Genomic DNA, 20,542 nt, shown 5'->3' on the forward strand with positions numbered 1-20,542 from the left:
AGTGGTCATTGACTCCGTCGGTCCGCCGGTTCGGTCATTTGTGGTCATGAATTGTCATTTATCGTTTTGGCAACTGTTGACAATCAATGACCATCGAATGACCCTGAATGACAAGTTTAATAGTCCATTACTTTCGGGAGTTTTTCGCGGACGAACTGGTCGGTCGCTTCCGAAAATAGTTGTATAAATTTATCGGCTTCGCTGCCGTAGGCTTTGCCTTCAGCGGTTTTGTTGAGCGTCTGGTCGAAGTCGTCGACGATGTCCAGTTTTACGTCGGATTCACCGCCAAAAATGCCTCGTTTTTTCGGTTCAAAGCCGCGTACTGTATGGCCGAGGTTGGCCGCATCGAGCAAAAACGGCTCAAACGACCGCTTGTTCTCCCGCATCTCGGACAACCATTGTCGGAAAGCCGCGTCGAAATTTTTGACGCTGTTGAAAAACGACGAATTCAGGAACGACGACGAAATGGTTGGATTGGCTTTTGACCATTGAACTGTACCGGCTGCCTGCCGAAGTCGCTGACTCAGGTATGTACTGAACAGCGCCATTTTAGATAAGGGTAGGTTGATCAGTTGTTTGGTCGGCGCTGCGAGGTGCCCCAACTGAATACTAATGCCATCCTGTTCAATACCGAACTCTTTGAATACCGGATTCACAGGGCGACCGTTGCTAACGGCCAGGCTGCTGTCGTCGGTGTTCATGAAATCGACGATGGCCAGCGCCGACGCCATTTCAACAAAATGAGCTTCGTTCTTCTGACCACCCGCACCCGGATCGTAGGTGTAGGCTTTCGTCTGGTCGTCGCCAATGTAGTAAAGCGTATTGACCGACGGGTTCACACCCTTCTGGTAATAGTTCAAAGCCGCTTTGGTTTTGGCAATGAACGAAGCCGGGTCGATCAGCTTATTTTCGTTAGTAGTCAGGCTGAAATAGGGCATCACCGTAACGGCTCCGATTTTGGCATCACGGAGGAAAGCCGGATTCGGAATTTGCCCGATGGCCTGCGCCCCCCGGATGTTTTTCAACAGAATTGGGAAGCCAGCCGCGCCCGTTCCGCCAAAGATGGAGCTAACGATAAAGATACGGTCGTTGGCGCCAAAGTTTTCGGCAAATGCCTGGAACACATCCGAATACCGAAACTGATTCAGCACCGTACTGCCGATGTTCGGGTTACCGACGAAACCAATATCCATTTTGGTCTCCAGATTTTCTTCTGAAAACAGCAGACTGGCAAAGGCTTTGGCGGGGGCATCGAGTCCTTCGTAGTTGATGTAGTCCCGGAATTTCTCCTGCTGAACACCCTGAAGTTCAAAAACGTAGGTATCGGCAATGGTCGCGTTGCCACCAATTGAGCGGTTCAGCGTTTTGATTTCGGTACTAAAAAAGCCCGATGTTGGTTTGGTTTGCAGGTTTGCCCGGATGTTGCCGTATTCTCGCAGTAGATCTTTAGTGCGCAGCAGGTCGTCATTGGTAGCGTGTGGATCGAGCACAATCGGGATAACCTCGTCCGTATTGTTCAGCTTCACGCCAGAGGCCAGCAGAAATGTGAGTGCCTTAAGCACCCGCGAACCCGTTCCGCCAATCGCAAAGACAAATAGTTTAGCCATATTTTTATTTTTTTGTAGAGACGCCATCCCTGGCGTCTCATGACCGGATGGTTTTATCCGGCGTAATAAATTGCTGATCGTCTCGTAACCGGATGGTTTTATCCGACGTAACAAATTGCTGACGCACAGGAGACGCCAGGTATGGCGTCTCTACATGTGGGTTATTTAGAAGGCCACAACATGGGCCGGTGTTTGGCATTTTTACTGAAATTTTTCATCACCATCGAAATGATGAAGAAAATAACAGCCGTCAATAAGGCCATCTCGAAGGCGTAACTCAGGAAAACACTGATGCCCTGATCGAAGAGAGTCCCCTGGTTGGGGTCGGCTTCGTCGCGGGGAATTTCCTGGCCTTCTTTCTGATAACAGGTAACCAGCGAAATAATAAACAGGAGCACCGAACTGACGCCCATCATCAGCAGCCAGTTGCCCATGCCGCTGAAACTCACTTTGTTGAACGGCCAGATATAGAAAGCAACCGCTACGACAAAGGCAATGCCGATAGCCGTCAGGGTGAGGGGGGATAACAGTTCTTCCTGGTACAGATCTTCCAGCAGGGCACTGTTCACAAACAGATTGTAAAAGTTATAGAGGGATTCTTCCATAAGTAAAGAGTGAAAGAGTGAAAGAGTGAAAGAGCGAAAAAAGGCTTATGTTGGCGTTTTGTCGGATTGATAATCCGCTCTTTCGCTCATTCACTCTTTCGCTCTTTAAAGTTCTTTCGCTCACTCAAGATTAATTGTTAACGTAAAATAGTCGGTTTGGTTATTGGGGTTGTAGGCTCGCTCGACGCCCTGTAAAAGGTTTTGGATGCCAAAAGTAGAACTGGCGTCGGGCGAGGCATCGTTGGTAGTGTTGGTGTTTTCGATCCAGCGGGGAGGGAATTCCCGGCGTAGGCGAATGGTAACGGTTCGTTTGCCACGGGCTGGTTTATCAGTCGTTAGGAGTAGCTTGTGGGTGGTACCATTAGCTCCAGCATAGGTTTGTACCGATGTGACGCGGAAATTGTCTTTGCCCGATACATCGTACTGACTGGCATTGGTTAGCAATGAAGCGGGTACGCGCAGGGCCGACAGATCGACGGCTACCGGAATCGTTAAACTTTTGTCGGCTACGTCGGGCTGAACATCGGTGAGGGCGTGAACGGCTTTATCATGATTGCGTACCTCTTCGTCCGACCGCTTGAAACGACCTTTTCGGGCAGGATCATTGACCAGAACGCTGTAGAAAGGCGTAACGGCCTTGGTATCACGACCAAAGAACCACGAGTCCTGATAGCCGGGTAATTCGTTGAACTGGCGGATGGTCTGGTAGGTTTGGTCCTGGTACAGCCGCTGCATGGCTTCGTTGCGGCCGATCAGGCAGAGGTAATAGGGCCGTTCGCCCGTATATTTTTTCTTGGCGTTGTTCCAGCTATAATACGTACCATCGAAGTCGGCTTTCAGTTTGATCACCAGCATCGAATGGGTGTTGGCATAGGGGTTGAATACCGTAGAGAGTAACGAACTGGCGGCATCGAGGGTTTTCTGGGCGCTCATACCCGTCAGGCTGGGGTCGGAGTAGATCAGGTCTGAAACCAGGATGCTTAGGTCGTCGCCAGAGGTATTCTGGAGAATATCGCTGAAAATCTTCTCGAAGTCGGTGCTGGTGGTTTTGCCCTTCGTTTTGGCAACCGTAAAAATGTCTTTCTCCTTAAAAAACTGCGAGAGCGACAAGCCCAGGTCGTTGACTTCGGTATTGACCACGAATAGTTTTCCCTGGTTGGGATTAACCGCATCAAACTCCGTCAGCACATCATTGAGCGTTCGTTTAAATAGACCGTTGCCGCCCGGTGCATCGTAGGGAAACATACTGCCACTAGCCTCCAGATAAAGCTTCAGCCGCAATGGTTTGCCAGCTACCGCACCACCTGATAGGTTCAGGGTAGGGTTCTTGCCCTCTTTTACCAGTTTACGATAAGTACGGTTTCGTTTAATGTAAGCCACTAATGCCGACTCATCCAGTTTTCCGTCGGGTGTGATCAGAATACTGGTTTTTTTATCTTTCCCTAATGCCTTGCTCTCCTGACCGATAAAGACCCGCAGGGCATCGGCCTCTTCAACATCGAGGGTATTATCTTCCAGCGCATCGCTGATCTGGCTATCGAGCTGGTCGGCGGAGCTGGAACAGCCCACCAGCCCACCAAGCAAAGCAACAGCAAACAGCCATGCGCAAAAACGGGTGCAAATCATGAACAGTTGTTTAATAGTTAGCAACGAATAGGGGAGCCCTGTACGCCCAAATTTCACCCACATTCTCGTTCACGGAGCGCGCTACCTTTAAATTTTCTTAAAATTCTATACATCCTAACGAACAGACCATCCATTTTATGTCAATCGGTACGGTTAAACGATGAACGGACGTTTACCTTTGTAGGATAAAATAAAGAGTGAACGAGTGAAAGAGCGAAAGAGCGATTGTCGATTTTCATCCCTTGTGTTGAATCAGGTACTTGTGACCGATTTATACGATAGAATATTTCATTTCTTTGTTTTTGCCCTTTTACTGGCTCTTCCATTTTTTCTGCAAAACTGCGCGCAGGTGGCCCAACCGCCTGGCGGTAAGAAAGATACATTGGCACCTAAACTGGTCAGTAGTATCCCTTCAGCCCGTCAGTTAAACTACGATGGTAAGTTTGTGGAACTGGAATTTGATGAGTACGTCAATAGTGAAAACCTGCAACAGAAAATTACGATCACTCCGCAGGATAGCAATACCTATGTGGTAAAATCGCTGCCTAAAGGCATTCGATTAAACTTCAACAAACCTTTTCTGAAGAATACAACCTATACCATCGACTTTGCCGACGGCATAAAAGACGTTACTGAACGGAACATCGCCAAAAATACGAAAGTGGTATTCAGCACCGGGTCTGTGATCGATTCGCTCTACCTGACGGGCAATGTGGTCGATGATGAAAGCCGACTGCCCCTGTTAAGTTTTGTTGTTGGGCTGTTTGCTCCTACCGATACGCTACCGATCAATCGGAAACGGCCTCAGTATTTTGCCCGGACCGATAGTAATGGCAACTACCGCATCGAAAACGTAAAGGCAGGTCAGTATAAAGTATATGGGTTCGATGATAAGGATTTGAATCTGGTCAACAACACACCGGGCGAGCGGGTTGCTTTCCGCGATAGCGTGCTGAACCTAAACCGCAACTATACGGATGTGAACCTGGTGGCGTTTCGGGGGTACGGAAAACCACGAATCAGCCGACGTGAGCGTACCGACGAAACCCTGGGCCTGGAACTGAGCAGCGGTATTGCCAGCTATAAACTACGCTACGGTCGCCCTACGTCGACGTCGGCCGTATCCACGTCGGCCGTCTCCACAACGGCAACTTCCACATCCGCTACGTCTGCATCAGCTACGTCCACCACAGTGTCTGGTTCTTCATCGGGCGATTCGCTGGTGTCGTTTCTGGAAAATCCGAAAATGATTCGGTTGTTTCGACCGGCCAATCGGGCTGCCGACGATACCATTCACGTAACCATTATGGCTGAAGATTCAGTTGGGAACGTGACGGAACTGCGGGAACGTATCTATTTTTCTCCGCTGAAAACCAGAGCTAAAAACCGGACTGGGCTAACTGTGCAGGTGTCTCCGCCATCGGGGGAGCCGATCGACAATAATCTGGAGTTTACGCTGACCTTTAACAAGCCAATTCTGCGCTACAATACAAACCAGATTATTATTGGCCCCGATAGTACCAAACCGTTTCCGCTGACTCGTGCCGATCTGATGTGGAGTAACAATTTCTCCCGGTTGGTCATTGCCCGAAAAACCAACCTGCGCGACAGTGTGCTGTTTAGGTTGCAGAAGGGCTCGTTTATTAGTGTTCAGGGTGATACACTAGCCCGATACTCCGCCAAATATATCATTGCCGAAGAGGATAGCTACGGGTTGATTGCTGGTCGGGTGAGTCCCGCAACCGTAGGGGCGGCTGGTAATAACTTCATCATCGAACTGCTCGACGATAAGTACAAGGTTATCCGATCGGTGTACGGAACGCCCTCGTATAGTTTTGGGCGATTAAAACCTGGGATGTACCGTGTACGTCTGATTATCGATTCGAACGGAAACCGAAAGCGCGACATCGGTAATGTGCAGAAAGGCATCCAGCCCGAACGAATCGTCTATGCGCCCGGCACCGAAGAAAATGGTACCATCCGCGTCAAACAGAATTTTGAACTGACTGATATTGATTTTTGAGTGGTGGTCGTTTTGGGCCTTTTCGTATATAATGAGAATGGCTAATTGGCTAAGTAGTTTGCTTTTAAGGGATAATTAAAAGGTATTATTGGCTTACCTAATTTTAAGACAAAGACTCGTTTGTAAATTGTATTAATATATTTCCATATCAAGGGTTATAGGTACGATTGTTTTGTACTAATCTTTAAGCGTCGAAATGACTTTACTAAGTAAATTTTTTGAAGGGAGAGAAGCTTTATTTGAAACTTTCGAAGAGTTTGACGATAGGCATGGCTTAGGTATTATAAACAGTCTATACAAAGAAAATAATGAGGTTGATTTTTTGTCAAAAATTACAGAAATTCATTTCGGCCTTTTCTTTGGTACATTTAGCAGTTCTGTAAAATATAGTAAAATGTATGATAAGCTAACGCCTGATTGGGCTTTGACTATAAACGGTCAAGAGATTATTGCTGAGGTCATGAGGCTTAATCCATCAGTAGCAGACAAAGTGAAGCTTGATTTTGACTCGAAATTTATGAATGCCTTGCATGAAATAAAGCAAAAATGCGTTCTGGAATTTTCTTATGATGATAAAATAATTAATATAGATAAAATTAATATTATTAAATGTAAAGCTTTAGTAGAAAGTTGGCTTAATAATAAACCAGCTATTAATGAAATGATATTGATAGATAATATGATAGAGGTAAGATTAATTAATTATATTCCAAATGTTGAACACGTCTGTCTAATAGGCGGTGGAGGAGCTATAAATTTTAACTACAATCGGTTAAGAGGGGAAAACAGCGCATTGCTAAAGAAAGCTAGAAAATATTCTCAAATAGTTGATAAATATAACCTTCCATATATTATTTGTATTTACTTGGATTTTCATAGTTGGTTTGATAAGGATGATTTATACAGGACACTTTATGGGCTTTCAGTAGAGCACGAAGCAGAAATAAATTATTTTTCTCACGATATTGAAAACGCACTGTTTTACTCGGAGAGAGAAATAATGGCTAATGTTAGTGGAGTGCTGTTAAGACAAAATGGTGAGTTTACATATTATAATAATTATCACAAAAACAATAGATTGAAGGATATAAATCAAGAATTATTTTCAGAGTGGCAGTACACTTATGAATCATACGCAAAAAAGTATTGATTTAATTGGTACGGTAAATTCATATTATGGGCGTTGTAGCGAGTTCCTTATTTCAAGGATACTGATTTCCGAAATATAACAATTCAAAAAGCCAACTTCACGAATTTTCTGGCTAATACCATGCCGGTCATTCAGATGGTGGATCAATATGTTGGTATCAAGCAAATACATTTAGAGGGGTAAATCAATTGTTTTGGTAGTGCGGGCCGATTCGATAAGGTCAATTAATTCGTCGGTAGATTGTTCACTCTGCCAACTTCCAGCTAAAGAGAAAAAACGGTCTTCTGCCTTGGTTAATTCTTCCAGACTTTGCGATTCTTCCCGGTAGTCAACCTGAAGGCGTTTGGCCAGATCAACAAAAAGTTGATAATCGGCTTGGTTCTTGGTTTCCAGAACGAGTGTCATGTATTGGTAGATGATTGATAATACACTGTTACAAAACTAACAAACTTACACCCCTATCTTGTTGCAAGACCTTAAAATACGTTCCGACAGGTATTTTGGCTTAGATTTTTGATTACCAGTTGCTTTGGGTGAGGTCTTTTCTATATTTGATCAAAATACCCCAAACCGTTCTCATAATCAGCATGAAATCGTTCTTTCTGTTCCTCTTTTTTACGAGTAGTATAGTCCTGGTGTATGGTCAGGGAAAACTACCGACTGGGACCGTAACCGTCCCCAAAAATATCACAGCCACTCTCCCTAAAAATCAGAAGTTTCCAACGGTTGTCCTGCCTTGTAAGCTACACAATGGTAAAGATCGGCCCTACCCCTGCGAATTTGCTCTGCTGAAACTGGTTTTCTATGACACCAATGGTAACAAGATTGGTGAGGCTACCCAAAAGAATCCGAGTTTTACACTACCTCTGTCGAAAGCGAAATCGGCACCGGCAAATGGAGCCAAGGGGCTGGTAACCTACAATGTACGCGCTACCATGACGCGCATCAATCCGCCTGCCTTTCCGCCTAAAGATGGGTATATGGTGCGTAGTGCTTTTGTGACGTTGGCCCTTCAATCGGATCCACTGACTACGCATGCATCGGGTGTTTCGATTCCATCGCCTACCAATGGCCCCATCGAAATACCGTTTACGGTATCCTGGCTCTATGAAAAATCAGAAGGTATAACCGTCGGGCCCCGTGAGTTTTATATCGAAAACGATGTTACGACGACTAAATTCCCATTTAGTTCGGATGTGCCTATGCGCGACAAGGCGGAGGTTTCACTAGTTGTTCAGCCTAAAATCGATTATACGAAATAACTACCTGGTTCTGTCAGTGCAACCTTGGGTCGTGTATCTGCATCTTTTGGGAAATAACATCATAACGACGACATGAAAATCCTGATTACATCCCTCCTGTTTGCCCTCGTTGCTTTGTCGCCTGCACTGGCGCAGACAACCGTTGATGCGAAAGACATTATGGCAAAAATCAATCGGAAAGAAGCGGTTTCCTATCAAAATGCGACCATCACTGGCGATCTGGACCTAACCAGTTTAGCTAATCGTAAAGAAGTTCGGGATGGTAACTGGGGTGATTCTCAGCATTACCTGAGCACGGTTGATGTGCCGATGACATTCAAAAATTGTACGTTTAGAGGTAAGTTTCTTGGCTACCGTACGGAAGACCAGGATGGTAAGATTTTTCGGACCAGCAACATTGTTTACAACACCGATTTCCCGGAAGCTGTCACGATTGAAGGCTGCACATTTGAAGACGATGCCACTTTTAAATATTCGACGTTCAGCCAGCGGGCCATTTTTAGTAACAACAAGTTTGAGAAGATAGCTTTGTTCAAGTACACCAAGTTTCGGAATGATGCCGATTTCAGTAGCTCAACCTTCCAGGGCTATGCCGATTTCAAATACACCAAATTCGATGAGGCTTCCACGTTCCAGAAAGCCCGTTTCGAGCGATCTGCCGACTTTAAATATACCAAATTCGACGAAGGAACGAACTTCAGTCAGGCCCGCTTTACGGGTAGCGCCGATTTTAAATACACGCGTTTGCCGAGTGGGAGTAATTTCGATGAAGCCCGTTTCGATGGGTCAACCGATTTCAAATACACAACATTGGGTGGACGGCGTTTCCTGCCTTATGGCCGCTGATTGACAGGCTGGCAGAGCGGAAGTAAACGGGGTGGAGTTGGTGTACTAATGGCCATTGGTTGGCACTTAGTCACCGATTCCACCCCGTTTACTTTCTGCACCATTCCTAAACCTGTGTCCTACTTTTTTGTTTATCAAAGCGTTACACCAATCACGCAACGTTTTGAAACGCACGACTAAAATCCTGATTGCACTCGTAGTACTCCTGATCATTGCCCGATTGCTGTTACCGTACTTTGTACTGCGCTATGTCAATAAAACCCTGGCCGACATGGGTGGTTATACAGGCCATGTCGAAGATATTGACATTCAGCTCATTCGTGGGGCTTATCAGATAGATGATCTTCGTATTCGGAAGATCAATGGGAAGATAAAAGAACCATTCCTGTTTATTCCTAAAACGGACTTGTCTGTGGAATGGAAAGCCTTATTTAAAGGTAGGCTGGTAAGCGAAGTGGAATGCTATAAACCTGAAATTAATTTCGCTTTTGGTAAAGACCAGGCCAGTAGCCAGACAGGAGCCGAAGTGGATTGGACAGCCTTCCTGAAAAAACTGCTCCCCATCAAAATCAACCGATTTGCTGTGATCGACGGAGAGGTCAATCTGGCCAGTTTGATTACTCAGCCCCGCGCCGACCTGTCGATCAAACGGTTTCAGGGGGAGGTGCGAAACATCCGAAATGTCGATGACCGGAACAAAAAACTTCCTTCGCCGGTGGTGGCATCTGGTGATGTACCGGGCTACGGCGGCACCATGAAATTTTCGGCTGATATGAATCTGCTGAAGGTAGTTCCTGACTTTGATTATAACCTGATGTTCGATAACCTTCAGTTGGTCAAGCTCAATGCACTCGCTCGTGCCTACGGCAATGTTGACTTCGAATGGGGCACCGTCAGCGTATATAGTGAGATGGCCATGCTCGACAAAAAACTGAATGGCTATGTCAAACCGCTGACAAAGGGAATGGAGATTTTTAAGCTCAATGAGCACGAGCATCGGTCTGTAGGGCGCTTTTTTACGGAATTGCTGGCTCAGGTCGGTACGGATGTCCTGAAAAATCAGAAGCATGATCAGGTAGCTACCCGGATTCCCCTCAACGGAACGTATGACGATATCAAGACGGCGGTGTGGCCTACTATTTTCGGCTTATTGCGCAATGCATACGTAGAAGCTTTTCGGCATGATTTTGACAATAATATCACGCTGAAAGACGCGTTCAAAAGCATCAAAGAGGATTATAAAGCCAGACGCGATGAGCGAAAGGCCGCACGTAAGGAAGCCAGAGCTGACCGAAAAGCCCAGCGACAGGAAAAACGCAGAGAACGAAAGGCCGAACGTGAACGCAAAAAGAAAGAACGTAAAACGGTTGCCTGATACCTGTGGATCAGCGCCGGACAGTATCGATTCGGGTGGCTCCACCACGGCGCAACGAATCTGGGCGCAGTCGGGGCTGACGACGGTTTCCGGGTTTGGTCGAATCGGGTAATGGTTTGGTTGTGGAACGTCTATTCGGTTGGGCAGAAGGCCGATTCGGTGTTGGCTGCTGCCTCGCTTCCGAAGCCGACCGAAGTTCCGACGAGATGAGGCTCGTTGAGTTGATAAGGCTTAGTATACCGAGCAGGCAGGCCCAGAAAAATATCCATTTCATCGTGATAAAGCGATTGTTTAAATACTGTAACCACATAGAACGGCGTTCGGTTATGGAATTCCGACTGCTTTTGCATCTTTAGGCATAAGTAGCCCTACACTTATGTTTCTGAAACTGTTTCGTAAGCCCAAACCCCCCTCTGAACGATACCGAACGGATTCTGCCGGTCTTCTGGCGGCTTATCGGGCCACTGGCGACCTAACTATTCTGGGGGAGCTGTATGAGCAGCATATGGAATTGATTTACGCAGTCTGCTTCAACTACCTGCGCGACGAAGAGGAGGCAAAGGATGCGGTCATGAATCTGTTCGAACAACTCATAACCGATTTGCGTCGGCATGATGTTCAGCAGTTTGGGCCCTGGCTGCATAGCGTGGCACGCAACTATTGCCTCATGCAACTGCGAAAAAGCCAGTCCCATCCGACAGTTGCGCTAGTCAATCAGACCGAATCAGAGGCCAACGACGAATCGTCAGATCAGTTTACCAGCTATGATACCGACCTGCCTGAGCTCGAAGAAGATCTAACCCGGATGGAAGCCTGTTTGCTGACCTTACCTCCCGAGCAGCAGGTATGCCTGACGTTATTCTATCTGGAGCGAAAGACCTACACCGAAGTTGCCGACCATACGGGCTACGATATGAAACAGGTGAAAAGTTATTTGCAAAATGGCCGAAGAAATTTGAAAATTTGTATGAGTCGGCATTAAGTAACGTGGGAGAAAACCCACATTGTTTTGTTAAAGCGGGTTTGCCCCGCGTCACCACAATGAACGACCAATTGACATTCGACGATTTACAGGCGTATCGGTCTGGGCAACTGAGCGGACCGGCACGACATCGTGTGGAGCGGTTACTGCTCGAAAACCCGTTCTACGCGGATGCGCTGGCCGGGTTGGAGGCCATGCAGCAAACGGCCACGAACGTCGCCAATGGCCCAATGGCCGATCAGATGGCTGATCTTCGTGATGCGCTGCATCGGCGAATTCATGAATCGGCTAATCGAAAACGGCTCTGGCCTCTCTGGATTGCTACCACAACAGCTGCCATTCTGTTTATGCTGGCGATGGCTATTTATTTTATTTTCTTCGCGCCAAAACATTATCCGAAGGCCAGACCAGTTGTGCCTGCATCTAAAACGGTTTTAAATAAGCAGCACACTATGGGCGGAACAGGTTTTTATCTGCTTGATTATCAGCGTTTTGCTTGCTGATAGGGCGCGGATTTTTAGGGTCATCTAAGATTTAACGTGCTGGTAAAGCAGGCTCTGAATAAACTCAATCTTAATTGACCAAAAGAGTCATAAAAATCCGTGTTCGCTGTGTACCATGTCCTTTTTTGTAGGTAAAAAAGATTGAAGTCTCCCGAAAAATTAAAACATTTGCCGAACATCAAGCGTTAACGGGGCATATCAACCCATTGATTTATTTATGTTTCGCGCAAATTCACTACGTTCTATTATTCTCTCATCTTTTCTTGTTATCGGTTGTCTATCAGTGAGTTCGGCCCAGCAGCGGTTCACGGCAGGTCCGCGTGTTGGCTTGAATTTATCTAATTACTGGGGCAGCGCGGATGGGATGAGCTTTACGCCTGGACTTACAGCAGGGGCCTTTCTGATGTATAGCTCGCTGAACCACTTCGGTATCTCTGGTGATGTTTTGTATTCGCAACGCGGTACAAGCTATCAGGGCAATAATATGAAGTTTATTCAGCGCGTCAACTACCTCGAAATTCCGGTGGTAGCCCGCTATTTTCTGACCCTGAATGGAAACTTCAGACCCAACCTGTTTGTCGGTCCTTCGTTAGGCATCAAACTCAATGCAAAGCGGATTAAAGGGGATTATCTGCAAGGGACTGGTCCGGTACTCAACGGCGACAACAGCGACGCGTTTAATAATCTGGACTTGGGAGCAACAGGTGGTATTCAGTTGAACTGGGGCACTGGCAATCGGCAGCACTTCCTGATCGATGCCCGGTATACCCTGGGGTTAACTGATGTGCAAGCCTTCACGAACGTCTGGGGACCACGGAGTTCGCTGCAAAATTCAACCGTCTCCATTACGCTTGGCTATGGTTTTGGGGTAGGACCTGAGTATCGCAGCCGATACAGAAAATAAGACAGCTGACTAGCTACGAACCACGAGGTACGGTTTACGATTTAGATGGTGTGATTCATATTTTAATTGGTCACGCAGGAAAAAAATCGTAAATCGTACCTCGTAATTCGTAATATAGTTAGCTTATGCCCTTCAGACGGCCCATTTTTGTTCTCTTCATCAGCATCTTATTTTCTATGCCGGTAGTGGCGCAAACCACTACCCCCGCTTTTCTTAACCTCAACGAACGCCAAAACTGCTGGGTCGATTCGGTATTTACCAACATGTCGCCCGACGACCGGATTGCGCAGTTAATCATGGTGGCGGGCTATTCGAACCGCAGACCTTCCTATGAAGATTCGCTGGTTCGACTGGTACAAACGGCAAAACTCGGTGGCGTTGTCATGTTTCAGGGTGGGCCTGTTCGGCAGGCTCAACTGACCAATCGCTTACAGGCCGTTTCGAAAGTCCCGTTGCTGATGGCAATAGATGCCGAGTGGGGGCTTGCCATGCGCTTAGACAGTACGGTCCGCTACCCTTATCAGATGACGCTGGGGGCCATGCAGGGGAACGATAGTCTGATTTATCGTATGGGGGCCAATCTGGCCCGGCAAGCCCGTCGATTAGGTTTGCACATCAACTTTGCGCCCACGGTCGATGTCAACAATAACCCTAACAATCCAGTCATCAATTTTCGGTCGTTTGGTGAAAACAAATACGATGTGGCCCGAAAAGCCCTCGCCTATGTGAAGGGTATGCAGGACAACCAACTGCTAACCAGCATCAAACATTTTCCGGGACATGGTGATACCGGCACCGATTCTCACTTCGATCTACCACTCATTGCTAAAAGTCGGACCCAGCTCGACTCGCTGGAATTGTATCCGTTTCGGGAGCTGATCAAAGCGGGGGCTTCTGGGGTGATGGTGGCGCATTTAAACGTTCCGGCCCTGGACACGACCCGTAACCGTCCTTCTACCTTATCGCCTGCTATTGTAACGAACCTGCTCAAAAATGAGCTGGGCTTTCAGGGGCTGACGTTTTCGGACGCGATGAATATGAAAGCGCTTACGAAGTATTTTCCGTCGGGGCAGGCCGATCAGTTGGGTATCGAAGCCGGCCTGGATATACTGGAATTTACGGAAGATGTACCGGCAGCACTGGCAAAAATCAAACAGGCCGTGGCCGCCGGGCGTATCAGTCAGGCGTCGCTGGATGCCCGTTGCCTGAAAGTACTCCGGGCCAAAGTCTGGGCGGGGCTGGATCGATACAAACCCATTGACCTCACCAATCTGGTAAGCGATCTTAACTCAGTGCAGGACGACCTGCTCAACCGGAAACTCACCGAAGCGAGTCTGACCGTTCTGAAAAATGAACGGAATCTACTACCTCTGCAACATCTTGACACCCTGCGTATTGCGTCGGTAGCTGTGGAAAGCGATAAGATCACGGCTTTTCAGCAGATGGTCGCCAACTACACGCAGGTCAATCATTTCAATATCACGTCCCGCACACCCGACTCAACGCTGGCTCAGGTGCGTGATTCACTAAAGAATTATAATCTGATTCTGGTCGATGTTCACCTGAATAATATTCGTCCGGCTGCCCGCTATGGTTTGCAGGCTAAAACGGCTGCTTTGGTTAGTGAGTTAGTATCAACGGGTAAGGCGGTTGTTACGGTATTCGGTAATCCCTATGTACTGGATAAACTCACGTTTCCGATGGATACGGTACAGACAGCCCGGAATATTGAACAGGCGCGGGCGGTCGTAATGCCGTATCAATTAACCAATTATACCGAAGAACTATCAGCTCAGTTGATATTTGGCGCTATTGGGGCTTCGGGTAAACTGCCGGTAACCGTCAACCAGCGCTTCCGGTATGGCGATGGTATACCTGTTCAGCCCATCGGCCGGATGAAATATACCATTCCCGAAGAAGTGGGGATCGACAGCCGATATCTGGCCCAACAGGTCGACTCACTGGTAAACGTGGGGATGACTCAAAAGGCATTTCCCGGCTGTGTGGTTCAGATGGCCAAAGATGGGAAAGTGATCTTCCGAAAAGCGTATGGAAACCATACATACGATGCATCGCTTGGGGCAGAGCCTAAACCTGTCCAGTTGGATGATCTGTATGATATGGCGTCGGTTACGAAAGTAAGTACCTCTACCCCGGCTCTGATGAAGCTGGTGGATGAAGGTAAGTTCAATCTGGATGGCAAAATGGCCGATTATCTGCCCTTTCTGAAGAAGTCGAATAAGGCGAACCTGATCTGGCGGGATGTACTGACGCACCAGGCCCGGCTGAAAGCCTGGATTCCGTTCTGGATGGACACCAAAAATCCAGATGGTTCGTGGAAGCCAAAAACCTTTAAAAACGAACGCTCGGGCCGTTACCCAATTGAAGTGACCGACAGCCTGTTTGAATTCAAAAACTACCCGAAAGTTATTTACCAGCAAATTCGGGACTCCCCACTGAACGAGAAGAAAGAGTACGTTTACTCCGATCTTTCGTTTATTATGTACCCACTTGTTGTGAAGCGCCTTACGGGTGTCAACTTCGAAGAGTACGTCAAAGCCACCTTCTTCCGACCACTGGGAGCTACTACGCTGACGTTTAACCCACGTCGGTTCTACTCTCTCGACCGGATTGTACCGACCGAATACGATTCGTTGTTTCGCAAAACACTCATTTGGGGACGCGTGCACGACGAAGGAGCTGCCATGCTCAACGGCCTGTCGGGGCATGCGGGGCTGTTTGGTTCGGCCAACGATCTGATGAAGGTGTATGACATGTATCGTCGGATGGGGTCATATGGTGGACAGCAATTCATTTCGCAGAAAACCATGGCAGAGTTCACCCGCTATCAGTTTCCCGAATTGGGTAACCGCCGTGGGTTAGGCTTCGACAAACCCTCGTTCAAGTACTCGGGTAATGGTCCTCGTTCAGCAACCAAGGCTAGTTTTGGGCATTCGGGCTTTACCGGCACGTTCGTATGGGTCGATCCCGATCCGGCCTACAATCTTACCTATGTATTTTTGTGTAACCGCGTGTACCCAACCCGCAATAACAATACGCTAGGCAATCTGAATACCCGAACGAACATTGTAGAAGCACTGTATCAGGCAACTAAACGAGGCATTCAATGAAAGAGTATCTGATTGAGCTACTCGACTATGAGCTTTGGGCCAACCACCGCATCATTACGGCCCTCGAAGCGGTTAGCAATCCACCGCAGCGAGCTGTAGCCGTGATGGGGCACATCTTATCTGCACAACAGGTCTGGATCGGCCGAATTACGAATCAGTCGGTGTTTGTATCAATCTGGGAAGATATCCCCGTTAGCTGGATGGCCGAAACCGCCGACCGCCAGCACCGTCAGGTGAAGAGCTATGTAAGTGGGCTTTCCGAAGGGCAACTGGCCGAGTCGATTAGCTATAAGGATTCGAAAGGCAATCCACACCAAACGCCATTGGTCGAAATTTTAACACACATGAGTCACCACGCAGCTTACCACCGGGGGCAAATTGTGCAGCTCATCCGGCCCATGCTGGCCGAAGCCCCTGTGACGGATTACATTATCTGGAGCCGGGAGAAACAGAAATAGCCTACTTGTAGGCTATTTCTGTTTCTTTATGCGTATTCAGTAAGGCGTTGATCTATAGGTGGGTAGCTCTTATTTCTTTTCCAGCCAATTACTAAAATAAAACCCCTTGACCCTGCCACTTGTTAAGTTAAGGAACAGTAGTTACGTTCTGTCTGCACACGTTTCCTGTCCTACACGCCGAGAAAACCATGAAGGTGACGTCAAAAAGCTGGGTAAAACTAGTTCTTCTGGTAGTAATGCTCCCGTTTCTGGCGGCAGGGGCTGTGTATTATGTACTGATTCATAATTTGAATCAACTCATCACCTTTGCTGTCGATAAAGAAACACAGGGTGGCTATGTATTTCAAACCCATAATCTTAGCCTATCACTGCTACATAAAACGGTTACCATCGATAAGCTGGTGTTTACCCGGAAAGATACTACGAAGGCATCCTCCTACTATTCTATAAAAATTCCAACTGCCTATTTGTCGGTCGAGTCATGGCAGGAATTGTTGATAAACAAACGGTTACTGGTCGATAGCTTTTCGGTAAGCAGGCCCGAAATTGTTATTCACGATTACCGGACAAACGCGCAGGGACATAGCCAAACGCGTTTTCATACATCGAGTATTCTCGAAAATCTCCAGAAAACCTTAGCGCACCTGCACGCCAAGTCGTTCAACGTACAGGGCGGAACGTTCGCACTGTACAAGCGCAATACGACAGACCCGTTTCTGATCAAAGACATTAACCTGACGGTTCGCAACTTTTCGAAGATCGACAACGACGACCGACGGGTGTTGGCCTCCGATCATATTGAACTAGCCCTCGGACGCCAGAAATGGGTGCTGTCGGACGGAAAAAATACGCTCAGTTTTCGAGGACTGCACTTCATTAGCTCAACCCAGTTATTCGAGATGGATTCGGTCCATTTCCGGAAACCAGCTACCGATAGAAAAGGGGAGTTGAGTTTACGGGCGGAGAAGTTTTTCTTCAATTCCAGTCATTTGCCAGCTGTTTATCAAAAAGGTGAATTATGGCTCGATACGCTCATTTGCCTCAGGCCCGTTTTGACGTTGCCTATCGAGAGTCGTAAAGACCAGGTAACCGATACCGTTAGTACGATTCAGTCGAACCTGAAAACCCTGTTTAAAACCGTAACGATTGGGTATACACAAATTAAAGATGGGGAGCTACTGCTCGGAAATAAGACCAATCCGGTATCGCGGGGAGGGACGCAGAAGGCTAATATGAGTATCTATAACCTGGTGCTGAATCCCCAAAGTGAGCACTCGGTCATTACCGATAGCATCAATCTGAGTTTACGGAATATCGCTTTTTTTTCGCCCGATAGTTTGTTCAAAATTGGGGTCGAATCGTTTCAGATGGTCCGAAACGACGTTATTTTTCGGAATGTGCTCTATGGTACGGCTTCTCGAAGAATAACGGGTAAAGGGCTGACATTTAAGGCTCCACTCTTGCAACTGCATGATGTGAGTCTTGAAGATCTGATGCAGAAACGCATTGTGGCGTCGGCGGCTGAGTTGGTACAGCCGAGTATTGACATTAGCGCGACAAAAAAAGGCGATAATCGGCCGAAACCGTTTGTCGTAGCTACAGCCGCTCCTCGAAAGGTTGATTTATTCAAAACACTCCACGGCCTGGGCGAACTGCTTCAGGTAAAGCATTTTCAGATCATTAATGCTAATGCGCACTATCATCTGGAAGGCGATGGCCCCATGGAGGTAACGATGCACAACATGAATGCCAATGTGTTGCTGAACGATTTTCTGGTCAGCGATTCATTGATCGACATAAAACATGCTATTCCGACGCTAACCATAGCCGATGCACACCTGACTACCAACAAAGTGGCTGTTGCCTTGAAAAATTACACGCTGAAAGGGCAACAGCGCTACAACCAGGTGGACAGGTTACAGGTAAACCTACCCAATGGTACCGTTATGACGGCCAGCAAAGTCTACTGGGATGCCTGGGGATGGGATGCCCTTCAGCATTCGAAAGATATACAGGTCGAGCTACTTCGTGTGCATGATTTAGCCATTGATGCCCGATTGACGCATAAAAAGCCCGCCCGGTCCTCCCGAGGCCCGTCGTCCGATTCACCCCAAAAGCCGATGCCCCTCCTGCACATCGATCAACTGATGGCCGATCACATTACCCTCAACATCGGGTTATCACCACAAACGCAGGCAGGCTTTCAGGCTAGTAATGTCCGTATCGATAAACTATCTACCGAAACCGGAGATATTGGCTGGGAACAGTTCAGGGGTAAACTGATGGATACGTATGTGAACTTTCCGGGGGGTAAACGCCTGTCGGTAGCGCAGATCGATCTGAATAGCCAGCAAACCTCCACGCTCACGGGTCTACGCTATGCCGATAATCGGCCTGGCCAAACTATGCAGGTTTTTGTTCCGCAAATCCAGCTCAAAGGCTTATTGAATTCGACTGATTTTTCAACCGTACGCTTTCATTCGCTGCAAATAAATCAGCCCGAATTCACGGTGGTGAGTAAACAACAGGCTGCTAGTTCATCAGGACCAGCCAAGGCCTTTCCAATTCCGTTTACGTTTACTTTACACGATCTTGACGTGCAGGGAGCGAAGGTGGCTTATACACTGCAAAAAGACTCCAGTTCCATTCAGGTTCAGTCGGTGGTCGATATAACCGGACAGAGCTTCTTCGGTGCCAAAGACGAAGCGCTTACCTTTGCCTCCCTACGTATTGCCCCGTCCAGTACAACGTTCAGTACGCCACGACTCAAAACTAGTCTGCCTTCGTCTACCATTCAGCTTAGTAATGGAAGTCTATCCGGTTCTCAACTGGGCCGCCCAATGCTGGTGGGGCATTTGCAGGCTAGCTTAACAGCCAGTGAGTTGCGCCCAATATTGAATCTTAAGAAAAGTGTGACACCTGATCCTTTACTTATTGGCCATATTACCGCTCAGGTCGATTATCCGGGTTTCAGTTGGATACCAGGTAAAAAACAGTCCTGGCGAACCTGGCTGGACCACACCAGTCTGGCAGCCAGCAATGTATCGTTCAGGGGACAAAAAACGGCCATAGACGCTGCTAAGCTGGCCTGGGAACCGCAAAATGCTCGTCTACAGGTAAGTCAGTTCCAGATAACGCCGACGATGACCAAAGAGGAATTTATGACTCCTCCCAACTTACAGGCCGATTACATAACCGTAAAAGGCGATGAAGCCCAATTCAACGGGTTGAACACGGCGCAGTGGAATCGCGATTCGAGCATAGCCATTCATCATGTCGTGGTAAGAAATGTTATGACGGATGTGTCGCGCGATAAGCGGCTGCCCGATCCCAGCTTCATTCCCGAAAAACTAATGCCTACCCGCTTGGTCAGGCAGGTGGGTTTCCCGTTCCGGATCGATTCCATTTCGGTGATTAACAGCCAGGTGCTTTATCACGAAACCTCCAAATTAACCAATCGGGTGGGTAGCGTTCCGTTGAGAAATATCAATGGCGTTCTGAAAAATATTACCAATCGCCCGAAGCGGGCAACGGATAGTTTGGTATTGAGTGCCAGTACCAAACTGCTGGGGCTACATATTGATCGTCTGCTTTATCGGGAATCCTACGGCGATTCGCTGGCTGGTTTCCGGATGTCGCTCAATACGTCGGGTGTCCATCTGCCCGAACTGACCCGGATCACTAGTCCTATGATCGCGGCCAATCTGGAAGCCGGTTATGCACAGCCCATCAGGGCACGGGTAGCAGGGAATCAGTACGCATCGGTCGGTATGATGCAATTGCACTACAAAGACTTAAAAATCCATCTGCTTAGCCCGGCCGATACAACAAAAAAAACGCTGCTTACACGGTTTAAAAACTTCATTGTGGGCCAGGTAATTCGCAAAAAGAATGAAGCAGATTCGCGTATTTTTTATGACCGTGACCCGCAGGTCTTTATTTTTGGGTACTGGATCAAAACCATGCTAAGTGGCGTCATGACCAGTGCGGGTGTCAAGCGGAATAAAAAATACCACGATAGCTACTTGAAACTGAGTCAGCAGCGACCATTGCCTGCCGAACTGGAGTAG

At 47.6% G+C, this 20,542-nt stretch carries 16 protein-coding genes; 11 read left to right on the forward strand and 5 right to left on the reverse strand.

Annotated features, from left to right (window positions below; genetic code table 11):
- Positions 1 to 116 precede the first annotated feature (116 nt).
- The 3 genes from BGO59_RS29860 to BGO59_RS29870 all read right to left on the reverse strand — a co-directional run bounded on the left by BGO59_RS29860 (position 117) and on the right by BGO59_RS29870 (position 3,838).
- Positions 117 to 1,607, reverse strand: coding sequence for a hypothetical protein (locus BGO59_RS29860; protein WP_293690264.1), 1,491 nt, complete (start codon positions 1,605 to 1,607; stop codon positions 117 to 119).
- 161 nt (positions 1,608 to 1,768) lie between these two features.
- The gene (locus tag BGO59_RS29865; protein ID WP_293690267.1) at positions 1,769 to 2,212 is read right to left on the reverse strand and encodes a hypothetical protein; all 444 of its coding nucleotides are present in this window, start codon (positions 2,210 to 2,212) and stop codon (positions 1,769 to 1,771) included.
- 120 nt (positions 2,213 to 2,332) lie between these two features.
- A complete protein-coding gene (locus BGO59_RS29870; RefSeq protein ID WP_293690270.1) occupies positions 2,333 to 3,838 on the reverse strand; it encodes a hypothetical protein in 1,506 nt (501 codons plus the stop codon).
- A 262-nt stretch (positions 3,839 to 4,100) separates the two neighbouring features.
- On the opposite strand from BGO59_RS29870, the gene BGO59_RS29875 reads away from it, so the two are divergent.
- A complete protein-coding gene (locus tag BGO59_RS29875; protein WP_293690456.1) occupies positions 4,101 to 5,861 on the forward strand; it encodes an Ig-like domain-containing domain in 1,761 nt (586 codons plus the stop codon).
- 196 nt (positions 5,862 to 6,057) lie between these two features.
- Positions 6,058 to 7,011: a hypothetical protein gene (locus tag BGO59_RS29880; RefSeq protein WP_293690273.1), complete on the forward strand. Its 954-nt coding sequence runs from the start codon at positions 6,058 to 6,060 to the stop codon at positions 7,009 to 7,011.
- A 171-nt stretch (positions 7,012 to 7,182) separates the two neighbouring features.
- On the opposite strand, the gene BGO59_RS29885 is transcribed toward BGO59_RS29880, so the two are convergent.
- Positions 7,183 to 7,416, reverse strand: a complete 234-nt coding sequence (locus BGO59_RS29885) for a hypothetical protein (RefSeq protein ID WP_293690276.1) — start codon at positions 7,414 to 7,416, stop codon at positions 7,183 to 7,185.
- Between the two features lie 182 nt (positions 7,417 to 7,598).
- Between BGO59_RS29885 and BGO59_RS29890 the strand changes: the two genes are divergently transcribed.
- From BGO59_RS29890 to BGO59_RS29900, 3 genes are all read left to right on the forward strand, one after another.
- Positions 7,599 to 8,273, forward strand: a complete 675-nt coding sequence (locus tag BGO59_RS29890) for a hypothetical protein (RefSeq protein ID WP_293690279.1) — start codon at positions 7,599 to 7,601, stop codon at positions 8,271 to 8,273.
- A 72-nt stretch (positions 8,274 to 8,345) separates the two neighbouring features.
- Entirely contained in the window at positions 8,346 to 9,119 is a 774-nt protein-coding gene (locus BGO59_RS29895) for a pentapeptide repeat-containing protein (protein WP_293690282.1), read from the forward strand.
- 163 nt (positions 9,120 to 9,282) lie between these two features.
- Positions 9,283 to 10,494, forward strand: a complete 1,212-nt coding sequence (locus BGO59_RS29900) for a DUF748 domain-containing protein (RefSeq protein ID WP_293690284.1) — start codon at positions 9,283 to 9,285, stop codon at positions 10,492 to 10,494.
- Positions 10,495 to 10,504: 10 nt separating this feature from the next.
- Here BGO59_RS29900 and BGO59_RS29905 read toward each other — a convergent pair whose 3' ends face one another.
- Positions 10,505 to 10,768 carry a hypothetical protein gene (locus BGO59_RS29905; protein WP_293690287.1) on the reverse strand — a complete coding sequence of 88 codons (264 nt, stop codon included), beginning with the start codon at positions 10,766 to 10,768 and terminating at the stop codon, positions 10,505 to 10,507.
- Between the two features lie 102 nt (positions 10,769 to 10,870).
- On the opposite strand from BGO59_RS29905, the gene BGO59_RS29910 reads away from it, so the two are divergent.
- The 6 genes from BGO59_RS29910 (at position 10,871) to BGO59_RS29935 (ending at position 20,542) form a co-directional block, all read left to right on the forward strand.
- The gene (locus BGO59_RS29910) at positions 10,871 to 11,476 is read left to right on the forward strand and encodes a sigma-70 family RNA polymerase sigma factor (RefSeq protein ID WP_293690290.1); all 606 of its coding nucleotides are present in this window, start codon (positions 10,871 to 10,873) and stop codon (positions 11,474 to 11,476) included.
- 59 nt (positions 11,477 to 11,535) lie between these two features.
- Positions 11,536 to 11,979, forward strand: coding sequence for a hypothetical protein (locus BGO59_RS29915; RefSeq protein ID WP_293690293.1), 444 nt, complete (start codon positions 11,536 to 11,538; stop codon positions 11,977 to 11,979).
- Between the two features lie 217 nt (positions 11,980 to 12,196).
- Positions 12,197 to 12,883 (forward strand): porin family protein, encoded by a 687-nt coding sequence (locus BGO59_RS29920; protein ID WP_293690296.1) that lies wholly within the window; start codon positions 12,197 to 12,199, stop codon positions 12,881 to 12,883.
- A gap of 125 nt (positions 12,884 to 13,008) precedes the next feature.
- The gene (locus BGO59_RS29925) at positions 13,009 to 16,014 is read left to right on the forward strand and encodes a glycoside hydrolase family 3 N-terminal domain-containing protein (protein ID WP_293690299.1); all 3,006 of its coding nucleotides are present in this window, start codon (positions 13,009 to 13,011) and stop codon (positions 16,012 to 16,014) included.
- Positions 16,011 to 16,472 carry a DinB family protein gene (locus BGO59_RS29930; RefSeq protein WP_293690302.1) on the forward strand — a complete coding sequence of 154 codons (462 nt, stop codon included), beginning with the start codon at positions 16,011 to 16,013 and terminating at the stop codon, positions 16,470 to 16,472. The genes BGO59_RS29925 and BGO59_RS29930 overlap by 4 nt, the downstream gene beginning before the upstream one ends.
- A 188-nt stretch (positions 16,473 to 16,660) precedes the next feature.
- Positions 16,661 to 20,542, forward strand: a complete 3,882-nt coding sequence (locus BGO59_RS29935) for a hypothetical protein (RefSeq protein ID WP_293690305.1) — start codon at positions 16,661 to 16,663, stop codon at positions 20,540 to 20,542.

The organism is Spirosoma sp. 48-14, assembly GCF_001898575.1.
Lineage (GTDB): Bacteria > Bacteroidota > Bacteroidia > Cytophagales > Spirosomataceae > Spirosoma.

Excerpts from the sequence above, each read along its gene's own strand:
- BGO59_RS29925 (WP_293690299.1), top strand. The coding sequence starts at position 13,009 with ATGCCCTTCAGACGGCCCATTTTTGTTCTCTTCATCAGCATCTTATTT.
- BGO59_RS29890 (WP_293690279.1), top strand. The coding sequence starts at position 7,599 with ATGAAATCGTTCTTTCTGTTCCTCTTTTTTACGAGTAGTATAGTCCTG.
- BGO59_RS29935 (WP_293690305.1), top strand. The coding sequence starts at position 16,661 with ATGAAGGTGACGTCAAAAAGCTGGGTAAAACTAGTTCTTCTGGTAGTA.
- BGO59_RS29910 (WP_293690290.1), top strand. The coding sequence starts at position 10,871 with ATGTTTCTGAAACTGTTTCGTAAGCCCAAACCCCCCTCTGAACGATAC.
- BGO59_RS29905 (WP_293690287.1), bottom strand. The coding sequence starts at position 10,768 with ATGAAATGGATATTTTTCTGGGCCTGCCTGCTCGGTATACTAAGCCTT.
- BGO59_RS29880 (WP_293690273.1), top strand. The coding sequence starts at position 6,058 with ATGACTTTACTAAGTAAATTTTTTGAAGGGAGAGAAGCTTTATTTGAA.
- BGO59_RS29885 (WP_293690276.1), bottom strand. The coding sequence starts at position 7,416 with ATGACACTCGTTCTGGAAACCAAGAACCAAGCCGATTATCAACTTTTT.
- BGO59_RS29860 (WP_293690264.1), bottom strand. The coding sequence starts at position 1,607 with ATGGCTAAACTATTTGTCTTTGCGATTGGCGGAACGGGTTCGCGGGTG.
- BGO59_RS29915 (WP_293690293.1), top strand. The coding sequence starts at position 11,536 with ATGAACGACCAATTGACATTCGACGATTTACAGGCGTATCGGTCTGGG.
- BGO59_RS29865 (WP_293690267.1), bottom strand. The coding sequence starts at position 2,212 with ATGGAAGAATCCCTCTATAACTTTTACAATCTGTTTGTGAACAGTGCC.
- BGO59_RS29920 (WP_293690296.1), top strand. The coding sequence starts at position 12,197 with ATGTTTCGCGCAAATTCACTACGTTCTATTATTCTCTCATCTTTTCTT.
- BGO59_RS29870 (WP_293690270.1), bottom strand. The coding sequence starts at position 3,838 with ATGATTTGCACCCGTTTTTGCGCATGGCTGTTTGCTGTTGCTTTGCTT.
- BGO59_RS29930 (WP_293690302.1), top strand. The coding sequence starts at position 16,011 with ATGAAAGAGTATCTGATTGAGCTACTCGACTATGAGCTTTGGGCCAAC.
- BGO59_RS29895 (WP_293690282.1), top strand. The coding sequence starts at position 8,346 with ATGAAAATCCTGATTACATCCCTCCTGTTTGCCCTCGTTGCTTTGTCG.